Source organism: Streptomyces sp. JLBG701 (genome assembly GCF_058544905.1).
In genome coordinates this window covers 4990450-5004546 of the sequence record NZ_CM178588.1, presented here as the reverse complement: position 1 = coordinate 5004546, position 14097 = coordinate 4990450, and the positions used below count along the sequence as shown (strand labels likewise).

At 69.8% G+C, this 14097-nt stretch carries 13 protein-coding genes; 7 read left to right on the top strand and 6 right to left on the bottom strand.

Features of this window, described 5'->3' with window-relative positions; all coding sequences use genetic code 11:
- Positions 1–9 precede the first annotated feature (9 nt).
- Positions 10–1923, top strand: a complete 1914-nt coding sequence (locus AC5DRG_RS22860) for a DUF8823 domain-containing protein (RefSeq protein ID WP_491812459.1) — start codon at positions 10–12, stop codon at positions 1921–1923.
- 36 nt (positions 1924–1959) lie between these two features.
- Here the strand turns inward: AC5DRG_RS22860 and AC5DRG_RS22855 are convergent, their stop codons facing one another.
- Genes AC5DRG_RS22855 through AC5DRG_RS22845 form a run of 3 tightly spaced genes read right to left on the bottom strand, consistent with a single transcriptional unit; the run spans position 1960 to position 4418 of the window.
- The gene (locus tag AC5DRG_RS22855) at positions 1960–2838 is read right to left on the bottom strand and encodes a MerR family transcriptional regulator (protein ID WP_491812458.1); all 879 of its coding nucleotides are present in this window, start codon (positions 2836–2838) and stop codon (positions 1960–1962) included.
- Positions 2839–2897: 59 nt separating this feature from the next.
- Complete coding sequence (locus AC5DRG_RS22850; protein WP_491812457.1) at positions 2898–3407, bottom strand: glutathione peroxidase; 510 nt, start codon at positions 3405–3407, stop codon at positions 2898–2900.
- Between the two features lie 9 nt (positions 3408–3416).
- Complete coding sequence (locus tag AC5DRG_RS22845) at positions 3417–4418, bottom strand: ArsR/SmtB family transcription factor (RefSeq protein ID WP_491812456.1); 1002 nt, start codon at positions 4416–4418, stop codon at positions 3417–3419.
- Between the two features lie 79 nt (positions 4419–4497).
- Between AC5DRG_RS22845 and AC5DRG_RS22840 the strand changes: the two genes are divergently transcribed.
- Positions 4498–5691, top strand: a complete 1194-nt coding sequence (locus AC5DRG_RS22840; RefSeq protein WP_491812455.1) for an MFS transporter — start codon at positions 4498–4500, stop codon at positions 5689–5691.
- A gap of 104 nt (positions 5692–5795) precedes the next feature.
- Entirely contained in the window at positions 5796–7457 is a 1662-nt protein-coding gene (locus AC5DRG_RS22835; protein WP_491812454.1) for a cellulase family glycosylhydrolase, read from the top strand.
- A 68-nt stretch (positions 7458–7525) separates the two neighbouring features.
- On the opposite strand, the gene AC5DRG_RS22830 is transcribed toward AC5DRG_RS22835, so the two are convergent.
- Positions 7526–8242 (bottom strand): biliverdin-producing heme oxygenase, encoded by a 717-nt coding sequence (locus tag AC5DRG_RS22830; protein WP_491812453.1) that lies wholly within the window; start codon positions 8240–8242, stop codon positions 7526–7528.
- Positions 8239–9384, bottom strand: coding sequence for a polyprenyl synthetase family protein (locus AC5DRG_RS22825; RefSeq protein ID WP_491812452.1), 1146 nt, complete (start codon positions 9382–9384; stop codon positions 8239–8241). Before AC5DRG_RS22825 ends, AC5DRG_RS22830 begins: the two co-directional genes overlap by 4 nt.
- Positions 9385–9774: 390 nt before the next feature.
- On the opposite strand from AC5DRG_RS22825, the gene AC5DRG_RS22820 reads away from it, so the two are divergent.
- The 3 genes from AC5DRG_RS22820 to AC5DRG_RS22810 all read left to right on the top strand — a co-directional run bounded on the left by AC5DRG_RS22820 (position 9775) and on the right by AC5DRG_RS22810 (position 12965).
- Positions 9775–11454: an SGNH/GDSL hydrolase family protein gene (locus tag AC5DRG_RS22820; RefSeq protein ID WP_491812451.1), complete on the top strand. Its 1680-nt coding sequence runs from the start codon at positions 9775–9777 to the stop codon at positions 11452–11454.
- A 113-nt stretch (positions 11455–11567) separates the two neighbouring features.
- Complete coding sequence (locus tag AC5DRG_RS22815; RefSeq protein WP_491812450.1) at positions 11568–12365, top strand: SGNH/GDSL hydrolase family protein; 798 nt, start codon at positions 11568–11570, stop codon at positions 12363–12365.
- A 129-nt stretch (positions 12366–12494) separates the two neighbouring features.
- Positions 12495–12965 (top strand): VOC family protein, encoded by a 471-nt coding sequence (locus AC5DRG_RS22810; protein ID WP_491812449.1) that lies wholly within the window; start codon positions 12495–12497, stop codon positions 12963–12965.
- Between the two features lie 238 nt (positions 12966–13203).
- Here AC5DRG_RS22810 and AC5DRG_RS22805 read toward each other — a convergent pair whose 3' ends face one another.
- Positions 13204–13572 (bottom strand): VOC family protein, encoded by a 369-nt coding sequence (locus tag AC5DRG_RS22805; RefSeq protein ID WP_491812448.1) that lies wholly within the window; start codon positions 13570–13572, stop codon positions 13204–13206.
- A gap of 63 nt (positions 13573–13635) precedes the next feature.
- On the opposite strand from AC5DRG_RS22805, the gene AC5DRG_RS22800 reads away from it, so the two are divergent.
- Complete coding sequence (locus AC5DRG_RS22800) at positions 13636–14094, top strand: MarR family winged helix-turn-helix transcriptional regulator (RefSeq protein ID WP_491812447.1); 459 nt, start codon at positions 13636–13638, stop codon at positions 14092–14094.
- Positions 14095–14097: the final 3 nt, after the last annotated feature.

The window sequence follows — 14097 nt, the reverse complement described above, 5'->3', positions numbered from 1 at the left end:
TGCCTTCAGGTGGCCACTGCGGAGCCGACACGCACCGACGACACCGGTCCGGGCCCGGTATCCGGCCCGCGAATACGCCTGCCCGCGGACCAGCCGTCCGACAGCGCGGACAAGTCGGCCGACAGCGCGGACCAGCCGTCCGACAGTAGCGAGTCCAGGACCTCCACGACCGGCGCGGGCGTCCGCACCACCCTCCGCACCACCCTCCGCACCACCCTTCGCGCCTGGCCCGCCCGACACCCCGTCCTCTTCGCCACCGGCCTCTCCGGTGTCCTCCACGTCATCTGGTTCTTCACGTTCGCGAACAGCGGCGGCGACCTCGCGGCGCAGGACGCGTGGGCCGAGTTCGTCGGCCGGCACCCCGACTCGGCGTACAACCTCGCCTGGTACGGCGGTATGCACCCGGTTTCGTACAGCGTGGTGTCGCCGTATCTGATGTCGGTCCTCGGCGTCCGTACGACGATGATGATCGCCGGGACGCTCTCCGCGGGCCTGCTGACACTGATCCTGATCCGCAGCCGGGCCGTGCGGAACCCGCTGTGGCCCGCGCTGGCCGGGGTCTACGCGCTGATCTGCAACGCGATGTCGGGGCGCGTGACGTACGGCCTGGGCACCGTGTTCGCGCTGGGCGCGGTCGCCGTCGTGTTCTGCTGGCCGCACCGCTGGCGCTACAAACGCTGGGCGAAGGCCCTGTGCGCGGCCCCGCTGGCTGCCCTCGCCACGATGTCGTCACCGGTCGCCGGGCTGTTCGTCGGCCTGGTCGCCGTCGCGCTGTTCCTGCAGAAACGCCGGCCGGGCGCCTGGGCACTGGGGCTCGCGCCCGCCGCCGTCGTCGCGGTCTCCGCCTGGATGTTCCCCTTCTCCGGCACCCAGCCGATGGGCTTCGGCTCGATGCTCCTGCCGCTGACCTCGGCGATCGCCGTGTTCGCGCTGGTGCCGCGCGAGTGGACGACCGTACGGCTCACCTCCGGGGTCTACGGCCTCGCCGTCGTCCTCGTCTGGCTGGTCAGCTCGCAGATCGGCTCCAACATCTCGCGGCTGGCGATGCTGTTCGCGGGGGCGGCCCTGGTCGCCGCGCTGCCGTTCGCGGTGCCGCGCTCGCGCAAGTGGTACGCCATCGTCCTCGCCCTCGCCGGTTTCGCCGGCTGGATCGGCTTCAAGTCCGTCGACGACGTCGTCCACACCACCCCGGCCGCCTCCTGGGCCCGCGAACTGGCCCCGCTCGTCAACGAACTCCAGGAGGTCGGCGCCGAGAAGGGCCGCGTCGAGGTCGTCCCGTCCCGCTCCCACCGCGAGGCCTCCGCCCTCGCCCCCTACGTCAACCTCGCCCGCGGTTGGAACCGCCAGGCCGACATGGAGCGCAACCCCCTCTTCTACGACGACACCCTCAACTCCGCGAACTACCGCGAGTGGCTCAAGCGATGGGCCGTGCACTTCGTCGTCGTGTCCAAGGGCGAACCGGACGGTGACGGCGGAGAGCGCGAGCGGGAGCTCGTCCGGCGCGGCATGCCGTATCTGAAGCAGGTGTGGGGCGACGCCAACTGGCAGCTGTTCGCGGTGACCGACCCGACCCCGCTCGCCGACCCGCCCGCCATCGTCGACCGCGCCGAACAGGGCGAACTGACCATCGAGGTCAAGCAGCCGGGCCGGGTCCTCATCCGCGTCCCCTACTCGCCCTGGCTCAGCATCGTCGACGCCGACGGCAAGGGCGTGGAACGGCCCCAGGAGACAGAGGCGTCCAAGGACCGCGCCGACGGCACACCGAAGACGTACGACAACGTCAACGGCTGCCTGACGGAGACGGAGGAGGACGAGAAGGGGGACCAGTGGACTGAGCTGGTCGCTCCACGGGCGGGGATTTATCGGCTGGCGTCGCCTTATCAGTTGCCGAGAGGGACGCCCTGCCCTGATGAGCTGAAGTGACCGGCTGAGATTGCCCGGCCGACGCCGAGAAAGGCGTCACCTCACCGGAAACGCCACGTCGCACACCGCATCCTCCGGCCCCGCCGCCTCCCAGTCCGCGAAGTACACCTCGCGGCACGGGCCGGCCTGTTCCAGGCCCTGCGCGGACATCCACTCCTCCACCGCCTCGAAGGCGGCCAGGATCTGGGGATGGGCCACCTGGGCCTTGGTGATTCGGGTGTAGGCGAGTCGCTGGGCCGGTTCCACCCGTACCTTCGTCTCCCAGGTGCGCCCGTGCCGTTCCGCCCATGCCCGGGCGGCGGCCTCGTCGGCCACGGGGACGCAGGACTCGGCGGGCCCGTCGCTCTCCATGGACACCTCGGCGTGGTAGGTGACGAACGGCGGGGCCGTCACGCCGCCGCACTGTGCCGCGGCCTCCTCCAGCCGGCCGAGCGACGCGCCGATCCACGCCGGCAACTCGTCCGCCAGTGTGTGCCGCGAGTCGGTGATCACCACCTGCTGAGGTACGTCCACCGTCTCGACCACGAACTTCCCGTACATCTCGGAGCTCCTCCCCGACAGTCGTCCACGGAGGTACTCGGCGAGCGTCCGCTGCCCCGCCACGCGCGTCTCGACGTCCACCCAGTACGCGGCGAGCCGGTCGGCGGCCGTGGCCCCGTCCGCCTCGACGATCTCGGCGATGCGGGCGAGCGGCATGTCCAACTGGCGCAGCAGGGCGACCAGACGGGCGCGTTCGACCTGGCCGGCGCGGTAGTAGCGATAGCCGCTGACCTCGTCGACGTGCGCCGGGGCCAGCAGCCCGAGCCGGTCGTACAGCCGCAGGGCTTTGGCCGAAAGCCGGGCCCGCGCGGCAAACGCGCCGATGGTGAGCAGGTCCTGCTCTGGATGCTGGTCCACCGTGCCATCCTCCGTCACCGGGCGCCTTCCGCCCGGTGAGAAGGAGGCTCGTCCTTGCCCCAGGGGCAAGGTCAAGGTCAGCCCGCGAGCTGACCCTCGACGGCCGCCACGAGCTCCGCCGACTCCGGCTCGGCCTGCGGCGAGAAGCGGGCGACGACCTCGCCGTCCCGGCCGATCAGGAACTTCTCGAAGTTCCAGCGGATGTCCCCGCTGTGCCCCTCGGCGTCGGCGAAGCCGACCAGGCGCTCGTACAGGGTGTGCCGGCCCTCGCCGTTGACCTCGACCTTCTCGGTCATCGGGAAGGTCACGCCGTACGTGGCCGAGCAGAACTCGGCGATCTCCTCGGAGGTGCCGGGCTCCTGGCCCATGAACTGGTTGCAGGGCACGCCGAGGACGGTGAAGCCCTGGTCGGCGTAACGCTCCTGGAGCTTCTCCAGGCCCGCGTACTGCGGGGTCAGCCCGCACTTGGAGGCCACATTCACTATGAGGACGGCCTTGCCCTTGTACTGCCCGAGGTCCGCGGAACCGCCCTGGAGGGCATCGATGTCGACGTCGAGTACGGAGTTGCCGGTGGCGTCAGTAGTCATAACCGGATGCTAGCTCCGGTAGGTGTCGGACCCCTTCTCCGGCGCCGAGGCCGTGACGAGAACCTCACCCGCCGCCGTCCGCGAGTACAGCACCGACCGCCCCGCCCGCCGCCGCTCCACCAGCCCCGCGTCCAACAGCACCCGCAGATGCCGCCCGACCGACCCGAGGCCCTGCCTCGTCACGGCGGTCAGCTGGGTTGTGCTCATGGGGGAGGAGAGGAGGACGAGGACGGTGGCCCGGGCGGTGCCGAGCAGGGCGCCGAGACTCGCGGGCGCGGGCCGGCGGTCGACGTCTGCGAGAGCGCCCGTGCATGGGTAGATCACGGCGTACCGCCGCCGCTCGGGCTCCTCCCAGGACACCCACCCCGTCCGCTGCACGGTCACTGGCACGAACACCAGCTCCGCACCGGAGATCTCGCGAGGTGGGTATTCGTGCAGGTTCACCTGGAGCCGGTTCTCGCCGAGCCAGCGCGTACCCCGCCCCAGCGAGTCCAGTACGGCCGCCCAGCCGCCCTGGCTCACCTGCGCGAGGCGGGCGACGACATCGGCCTCCAGGACGCGTCGACGCCGGGGCCAGTACGGGAGTACGGCCTCGTCCCAGACGTAGGACAGGAGGTCGGCCGCGCGCTCGGGGAGGTCGTCGCGGTCCGCCAGTTCGGCGGGGAGGGGGCCGGCGAGGGCGACGCGGAGATGTGCGCGCGCTTCCTCGGGGCGGGCCGTGCGTACCCGCGCGAGCTCCTCCTCGAAGGTTTCCTCGCCGCGTGGGGTGGGTGTCAGGAAGTCGGCGACCCAGGACTGACGGAGTCCGGAGCGGATGAGGAGTGCGGTGAGCGGGTCGGCGGCGAGGCGGCTGCGGTAGGCGGGCAGGTGGTCGCGCAGCCAGGCCTGCTCGCCGGGGTGGGCGGCCGGGCCGACGTGTAGCAGTTTCAGGCTCGCGAAGGTCTCGGCGAGGGGCGAGAGGACGAACCGGCTGCCGGCGAGTGTGTCGGCGTTGATCTGCCACCAGCCCATGAGCGTTCCCGCCTATCTCTACCTTTCGCGCCTGCGCGAAACAATAACGGCCGCTTCCTGGCCGCCCGAGACTCCGCCCATGAGCAGCATTGACGGCTACGACGGCTACAAGTCCCTTTTCCGCACAAGGGAGTTCACCCCCTTCTTCCTCTCCTCCGCGGCCCACGCCGCCGCCCAGACGCTGAGCGGCTTGGCGCTCGGCATCCTGGTCTACCGGGCGACGGACTCGCCCCTCCTGTCCGCGCTGAGCATGTTCGGCCCGTCGCTGGCGCAGATGCTGGGCGCGACCCTGTTCCTGTCGGGGTCCGACCGCCTGCCCCCGCGCGCGACGCTGGCGGGCATGTCACTCGCCTTCGCGGCCGGTACGGCGGTGCTGGCAGCGCCCGGACTGCCGATCTGGGCGGTCTTCGCCGTCGTATTCGTGAAGGGTCTGATCGAGTCGCTCGGCGGGGGAGTCCGCTGGGGCCTGCTGAACGAGATCGTCTCCAACAGCGGCTACCTGCTGGGCCGTTCGGTGTTCAACATGATGCACGGGATCATGCAGATCACCGGGTACGCGGCGGGCGGCGTCCTCGTGACCGTCCTCTCCCCGCGCCTCGCCCTGCTGCTCGCGACGGCCCTGTACCTCACGGCGGCTCTCGGTATCCGCACCGGCCTGACCCGCCGCCCACCTCGCGCCAAGGGCCGCCCCTCCATCGCGGCGACCTGGCGCACCAACGCCCTCCTGTGGTCGTCCCGCCCGCGCCGCCTCACCTACCTGGGCCTGTGGCTGCCCAACGGCCTGGTCGTCGGCTGCGAATCGCTCTACGTCCCCTACGCCCCCGACGCCGCGGGCACCCTGTTCGCCTGCGCGGCACTCGGCATGTTCGTCGGGGACGTGACGGTGGGCCGCCTGGTGCCGCGCGCTCAACGCCCCCGTCTGGCCACGCCGTTGCTCCTGCTTCTTGCGACGCCGTACGTCTTCTTCTGCCTGCGCCCGGGTGTGCCCCTGGCCGCCGTCGCGGTCGCTGTCGCCTCCGTCGGCTTCGGCGCGAGCCTGGTGCAGCAGGAGCGGCTGATGGCCCTGACGCCGGACGAACTGAGCGGCCACGCCCTGGGGTTGCACTCCGCGGGCATGCTCACGATGCAGGGCGTGAGCGCGGCCCTCGCGGGCTCGGTGGCCCAACTGACCTCGCCCGCCACCGCCATGACGGTGATGGCGGTGGCGTCGGTGGGGGTGACGGTGGCGTTGGCTGCGGCTGCTCGACGGCCGTCTCCCTGCGCGATGCCTTGACGTGTCCCTGCCGTAGTGGGTTCATGGGTTCGTGGGGCCATGGGAGCGCTCCCACTCTTCATCTGTTGATGCTCAGGTTTCTTGCCTCACTTTCTGGAGTCGCAGTGAGAAGAACAAGAAGCACGACTCGCACGCTTCGAAAGAACCCGGTTACGGCATTACTGGCGGGCCTGGCCGTCCTCCTGGGCCTGGTCGTCCTCGCCCCAACACCCGCTCAGGCGGATCCACTTGGCGCCCAGGCCGCCGGCCTCCACATCAGCGACGGACGTCTGCTGGAGGGCAACGGCAACGACTTCGTCATGCGGGGCGTCAACCACGCCCACACTTGGTATCCGAACCAGACCCAGTCGCTGGCCGACATCAAGGCGTTCGGCGCCAACACCGTCCGCGTCGTTCTCGCCGACGGCCACCGCTGGACGGCGAACAGCGCCGCCGACGTGGCCAACGTCGTCGCCCAGTGCAAGGTCAACCGGCTGATCTGCGTACTGGAGGTCCACGACACCACCGGCTACGGCGAGGACACCGCCGCCGGCACGCTCGACGAGGCCGCCGACTACTGGATCGGCCTGAAGGACGTACTCGTAGGCGAAGAGAACTACGTCGTCATCAACATCGGCAACGAGCCCTGGGGCAACACCGACCCGGCCGGCTGGACCGCCCCCACCATCGCCGCCGTACAGAAGCTGCGGGCCGCAGGCTTCCAGCACACGATCATGGTGGACGCGCCCAACTGGGGTCAGGACTGGCAGGGCGTCATGCGCGCCAACGCCCAGTCCGTGTACGACGCGGACGCCACCGGCAACCTGATCTTCTCGATCCACATGTACAGCGTCTTCGACACGGCGGCGGAGATCACCGACTACCTGAACGCCTTCGTCGCAGCCGAACTGCCCATTCTCATAGGCGAGTTCGGCGGCCCCGCCGACCAGTGGGGCGACCCCGACGAGGACACGATGATGGCCACGGCCGAGCAACTCGACCTCGGCTATCTGGCCTGGTCCTGGAGCGGCAACACCGACCCCATCCTCGACCTGGCCATCGGCTTCGACCCCGACCAGCTCAGCTCCTGGGGCCAGCGCGTCTTCAACGGCGTCAACGGCATAGCCCAGACGTCCCGAGAGGCCACGATCTTCGCGGGCACGGGCACGGACACCCAGCCCCCGACGGCCCCCGGCACCCCGACGGCCTCCGCGGTGGCGTCGACCTCCGCCTCCCTCACCTGGCCCGCGGCCACGGACGACGTGGGCGTCACCGGCTACGACGTGGTCCGCGTCAGCGGCACCAATGAAACGACGGTCGCGGCCTCCACGACCAACTCGGTGACGGTGACGGGCCTGACGGCCAACACGGCGTACACCTTCGCCGTCTACGCCCGGGACGCGGCCGGCAACCGCTCCGCCCGCTCGTCCACGGTGACCGTAACAACCGCCCCCGCGCCCGCAGTTGGCTGCTCCGTCCGCTACCGCGTGGTCGGCGAATGGCCGGGTGGCTTCCAGGGCGAACTGACCATCGGCAACACGTCCACCACCACCGCCCTCAACGGCTGGACCCTGTCCTTCGCCTTCCCCGACGGCCAGACCATCTCCAACATGTGGGGCGGCACCCCCACCCAGACCGGCGCCACGGTGACCGTCGCCCCCGCCTCCTACACCACCACCATCCCCGCGTCCGGCTCGGTCACGGTCGGTTTCATCGGCACCAAGGGCGCGACGAACACGGCTCCTACGACATTCACGCTGAACGGCTCGACCTGCGCGGCCGCTTGACACACCCGTCCGCGCGATCCGAAGGCCCAGGACGGTGATTCCCCCTTGCGTCCTGGGCCTTCGCTTGTTTACGAACGCCCAGTGAGCCCCACCGAGAGGGCCCGGGTGATCGCGGCGGTGTGGTGGTACGCCCGTCCGGCGGCGTTGATGACGCGGTCCTGTGTCTCGGGGTCGGGGAGCGCCCGGTTGACGCGTGCGGTGAAGCGGGCCCAGCGGTCGTGGTCGCCGCTGCCGTAGTAGGCCACGCCGTTCACGCCGTCCACGCCGTCCACGCCGTCCACGCCGTCCACGCCGTCCGCGTCGGACAATCCGTAGGCCCTGGTGACGTATTGGCGCAGTAACAGGGCGCCCAGCGTGGAGCCTTCAAGGACGTACAGGAAGCCGAGCAGCGCCTGGGGGTCGGTTGCGGCGGTGTGCCGGATCTCTCGCGCGAATGCCTTCGCCTCTTCGGCCGCGCGGAGGTTCGGGGCGGTTCTGGAGGCGGTTCCGGTGGCGGTTCCGGTGGCGGCGAAGTACCGCAAGTCGGCCTCGACGAGGGGGAGTTTGGCCAGGTCCGGTGACCATACCGAGGCGAGGGACGGGCAGGCCGCCCGCGAGAGTTCGTCTTCGAGAGCCTCCAGGACCACGTGCCAGGCGGCGAGTTGAGCGACGTACCGATCGAGTGGGAGCGTCCCGTCGACCATGGCGGTCGCGAACGGGGTGGCCTCCAGGGCGTCGTGCCAGGTGCGGGTGCCGGCGCGCAGACGCTCGGCGGCAGTGACCGGCGTAGCCGCCTCGGCCGTCATGCTTCGCTCCGCTGCCGGACCGTCCGGTGGAGGCGGTCGATGAGATGTCCCTTGCGTTCGATCGTCACGTCGAAGTAGGCCGCGCTGCGCTCGGAGCGGCACACGCGGTGTACGGCGTCCTTGGCCGCGCGCTTGAGTTCGACCGCTTCCGCGGAGAGCGCGAGGAGGGTGTCCTGAAGCCGTGGGTGGCCGAGGACGAAGGACTTCATCTCCCCACCGGACGCACCGGACGCACCAGACGCACCAAACGCACCGGCCGCGCCGGGCAGTTCGAGGAAGACCCGGTTGCCCATTCCGTCGAAGTCCTCGTGGACCTTGGCGCCGCCGAGTTCGGGCACGAAGTCGGTCAGGTCGTTGAACAGCTGGCTCGCCAGGCCGAGTTGGCGCATGGCTTCGTCGAGGGTGCGCCGGTCGTCCGCGACGACGCGCAGCCCCGCCACCGCCGCGTCGAGCGGCATCCGGAACAGTGTCCCCGTCTTGAGCGCGGCCATCGACTCCCAGAAGTCGACGCGTGCGTCGCGGGGCGCGGCCAGCAGTTCGGTCCGGGTGTGTTCCGAGCGCGTGGCCATGTCGACGGCCTGCCCGGTGAAGCCGTCGCCGACCGACCGCACCAGGCTGTCGACGACGGCCGGATCGGCCGCGTGCCGCAGCGCGGCCGTGATCAGCCAGGCCCCGGTGTTGAGGGCGAGCGGTGTGCCGTGGGTGGCATGGAGCGCGGCCTCGCCGTATCGCACGACGCTGCCGTCCTGAATGTCGTCGAGCGCGACCGCGGCCTTCAGCAGAACCCGCACGGCCACGGCGGCCCGCCGCACCACCGCCAGGTCGGCCGAGGCCACCTCCCCTGCGACCTCGTCGGGAAATCCCCGGTAGTTGCGATAGGCCCAGTAGACGATGGACGGCCGCAAGGGCGCCCCACGACCGGGCAGCGCTTCCTGCCCGACCTTGGACCCGACGGCATCGGCGACCGGCTCGTACAGGGCATACCGCAGGGCCGTGTCGTACACGGATGTCGCCGCCCCCGGCCCGCCCCGCGCCGGCGCGCCGATCAACGAGCCGAGAAATCCGGCCAGATCGTCCTCCAGCAGCGCCGCGTCCCCTCGCAGCACCGCCTCGACGCCCGCCGTATCCGCCGTGGCCGTCACTGTGCCTCCACCGCGTTCGCCCTTGGATGGACACGAGTCAATAGGCCGAGCGTGATCGCGCCCGCACGACGCCGCAAGAAAGTTCGAAGCCAATACGACGACAAGGGCGACGTTAGTTGGCGAAATCCGGGCGCCTGTGGGCGTCGGGCTACGGAGATCTCCGGAGTCGAGGAACGGGTGATTCTGCTGAGGCGTACGGGGCTTGCGACACCCCTGTCACGGCTGTGAAACAGCTCTGGGTAGAGCTTCGCGCTGCGGATAACTTTCGATCATCAGCAACACCAGCAACGTCAACAAGGCGCCGCCGGGGGGAAGTTCGGCGGGCCGATCAGAGCAGGGGTTCGGTCCCGGGCACGCCGGTCGACCGCCCCGCTTCACTGGAGGGGTTCGATGCCGAATCTGCACCTGCGCTCAAGGACCGTACCCGGAAGGGCTGTTAAGGCGCTGTGCGCCGTCGCCGCGTCGGTGCTCGCGGTGGTGGGGACGGTGACCGCGCAGGCGGGGGCCGCGGCGACCGCCTCCGCCGCGACCACGGTGGCCGGTGCCGAGTATGTCGCGCTGGGCAGTTCGTTCGCCGCGGGCCCGAGCATCCCGCCGGTGCAGTCCAGCAGCGGGGCTGCGGCATGCAGCCGGTCGGACAACAACTACGCGAGCATCGTGGCCCGCGACACCGGGGCGAAGCTGACGGACGTCACCTGCAGCGGCGCCACGACGGCGAACATCCTCACCACCAGCCAGGGTGCGCAGCCGCCGCAGATCAACGCCGTGAAGAGCACGACCCGCCTGGTCACGGTCACCATCGGCGGCAACGATGTCAACTACCTGGGCAGCCTCAGCACTTACTCCTGCCAGACCAGCGGCGGCACGAACTGCGGCACCGTGGACCAGGCCGCGATCAACACGGCCCTCGGCGTGGTGGGCCAGCGGATCCAGAACGTCGTCAAGGCCGTCCACAGCATCTCCCCGCAGGCGCGGGTCTTCCTGGTGAACTACCCCGCCATCCTGCCCGACTCCGGTACCTGCACCGGAGTGCCGCTGACCGCCGACCAGTTGACGTTCGAGCGCAGTGTCGCCACCCGCCTGGCGGCCGCGACCTCCGCCGCGGCGACCGTCACCGGAGCGACCCTGGTCGACCTCGCCGCCGCGAGCCGCGGCCACGACGCCTGTGCGTCCACCCCGTATGTGGAGAAGTACCAGCCCACCTCGGGAAGGGCCACTTACCACCCGAACGAAGCCGGCATGACGGCCGCGGCCTCCTTGGTGAAGTTCGCGCTGGGCACCGGCACCCTGCCGGCGGGCTTCACCCGGTGCACCGGCGAGGGCGGCACGTGCTCCTTCAGCGGCACCCGCGCGGTGGCCTTCGGCTCCGGAACGTACGCCTTCAAGACGGCGACCAGCAGCACCGCCTGCACCACCGCCTCCTTCGGCGGCGACCCGGCGGCGGGCGTCATCAAGTCCTGCTACGTCGCCGACGCGGGCGGCCCGCCCGGATACACCGTCTGCGCTGCCGAGGGCGGCACGTGCTCGGTCCCCGGTTACAACCGTGACGTGGTGTACGGCGCCAACGGCAACTACACCCACAAGGTCACCACGGGCTCCGTCGCCTGCACCAGCGCCTCCTTCGGCGGCGACCCCGTGGCGGGCGTCGTCAAGTCCTGCTACATCGCGCCCGCCGGCGCCCCGACCGCCGGAAGCTGGACCAAGTGCGCCTCTCAGGACGGCACTTGCGCGGCCCTCGCGGGACAGCCCGTGATGTACGGCGCCTACGGCGCGTTCAGCACCGCCGTCGCGACCGGCAACACCGCCTGCACCGACGCGGCCTTCGGTGACCCCATCTACGGCGAGGTGAAGGCCTGTTACACCGCCACCGGCGGCCCGGTCGGCTACAGCACGACCGCCTGCGCCGCCGAGAACGGCACGTGTGCCTTCACCGGCAATCGGACCGTGGCCTATGGCGCACGGGGCCGGTTCGTCTACAAGACCCTTACCGGCGGCACCACTTGCAACGCGGAGGCCTTCGGCGTCGACCCGTTGTACGGCGCGCTCAAGAACTGCTACCTCACCTACTGAGTGAGTCGGTCCAGGGCGACAACAAACAAGCAACTGCCGGGCAACAGCTATGAGTTGCATGACAAGCGGCTCGCTGTACGATCCCGTTCCGCACCTCGATCCAGAAGGAACTCATGCGTAAATTTACGTCGATCGCTGTCAGCGCCGTCATGGCATTCGCCGGGCTGACGGCGGTGGCCAGCGCTCCCGCCCAGGCCGCGGGAGATCTGGAATACGTGGCTCTGGGGGACTCGTACGCATCCGGGGTCGGCGCGGGTTACTACGACACCGCCAGCGGTGCCTGCAAGCGCAGCCAGCTCAACTACCCGGCCCTGTCGCAGGCCGCGCACGACGGGTACACGCTGAAGGACGTCTCCTGTAGCGGCGCGACCATCGCGGACGTGCGCGCCAACCAGCTGTCCGCGCTGAGCACCGACACCGACATTGTCAGCCTCACGGTGGGCGGAAACGACGCCCAGTTCTCCACCGTGGTCCAGGACTGCCTTCTGGAGTCGGACGCCTACTGCAAGACGGCCACGCTGTGGATGTCGTACTACGCCAGGAACCAGCTGGTGACCGAGCTCGCCGCTCTGTACGAGGACATCAAGGCCAAGGCACCGCAGGCCAAGATCATCGTCCTCGGCTACCCGCAGGCGCTCTCCTCGACCGGGACCTGCCCGGTGATCGACCTCAGCGCCGTCAAGCGCACCTACATGAACGGTTTCGCCGACGCGCTGGCCGAGGGCGCCCAGGCCGCAGCGGCCCAGCAGTCGGTCACGTTCGTCGACATGCGCGACGCGTTCAAGGGCCATGGGGCGTGCGGCTCCGACCCGTGGATCAACGACCTGAACAACGCGTCCGAGGTCTTCCACCCCAACCTGACCGGCTACCTGGGGGGCTACTCCGACCAGCTCAACAAGGCCTGGGGCTGAGCGGCGGCGATCCCTCGGCGTCAGATCCTGAGCGCACTCGTCCGCTGCTCGGGTAGCCACCGATGAGTTTCGCCGGCCGGGTCGGTCTATCAGGACGTACGCCATCGAGCCACTGACCGGAGACCCACCATGACCACTTCCGCACACCCCGGCCGCATGCTGTTCGTGAACATCCCCGTAGCGGACCTCGAGCGCAGCAAGGCGTTCTTCGCGAAACTCGGATTCAGCTTCAACCCGAAGTTCACCGACGAGACCGCCGCCTGCATGCTGGTCGGCGAGCACGCCTTCGTCATGTTGCTCACCCGCGAGAAGTTCGCGGAGTTCGCGAAACTGCCGATGGCCGATCCCACCACGCACACGCTGGCGCTTTACTGCTTCAGCGTGTCATCCCGCGACGAGGTCGACGCGGTCAGCGCCGCCGCACTCGCGGCGGGCGGCACCGAGGTGGACGGCGCCGAGGACTACGGCTTCATGTACTCACGCAGCTTCTACGACCTCGACGGCCACGGCTGGCAGGTCATGTGGATGGACCCGGCGGCGGCAGAGCAGGGGCCCGAGGCGTTCGCCGCCTCCGTGCAGGACGCCGAAGCCTCGGCCTGACCCGCCACCGCGTAAAGATCACCGGGTGGGTACGTCGTGGTCGTAGGCCTTCTCTATGACCGCGACGTACCACTCGCCTACCAACTGTGTTGGTGGGGTTTTGGGGGTTCATCGCAGTAGGGCGTGTTGGCGGTCGGTGAGCAGGCCGACACCGGTGCGCAGCACGCAGGGCAGCAGGTGGCGTCACGCACGAGCCCAGGGCGCAACCGCTGATGATCGTCCGGTGGCGTTTGGTCGATCAGGCGCGGTCGTGGAGCGTGACCTGGTAGCCGTCGGGGTCGGCGAAGGTGAAGGTCCGGCCGAAGGGACCGTCGATCGGTGCGGAGACGATGGTGTGACCGTCGGCGACGAGCGCGTCGTGGATGGCCTGGACGTCGGTGGCGTGGAGCCAGATCGCGGCACCGATGCCGGGCTGAGCTACGGATGCGAGGTCGGTGCCGGGAATGACGTCGCGGAGTGCGAACGCGATCGGCTTCGTCTCGAAGACGACGGCGTGCGGAGGTCCGGCCGGCGAGCGGACGAGGCCCAGGTACTGCTCGTAGAACGCCTGCGAAGTGTCGAGGTCGCGCGCCTGGAGTGAGATGAAGTCCGGGCCGGTGGCGGGCATGATGACGCTCCTTGTTTTCGTGTCAGTTTTCTGACACGCATCAACCTATGTCAGAATACTGACATGAGTCAACAAGGTGTCGGCGTCGACCTGGAGACGTCACTGGGCTACTTGCTCAAAGAAACGTCGAGCGCCCTCCGCGCGGCCATGGAGGAAGTGCTGCGGCCGCTCGGGATGAGCGTGACGCACTACTCCTGCCTTGAGCTGCTGGCGCAACGACCGGGCTTGTCGAACTCCGAGCTCGCGCGGGGCGCGTTCGTGACACGGCAGACGATGAACGTGCTGCTCCAGGCCCTGGAACGAGACGGCTACGTGACCAGGCTCGCGGAGGCGCCCGTCGGGAAGGCTCTTCCCGCGCGGCTCACGCCTCGCGGCCGACGGAGCCTGGAGAAGGCGAGCGCAGCCGTCCGGTCCGTCGAGGCCAGAATGCTGGCCGGCCTGACCGAGCCCGAGCGGTCAGACGCGTTCCGGATCCTGCAGAGCATGATCCATTCCCTGCGCGGTGACAACGAGGGCGCATAGCTC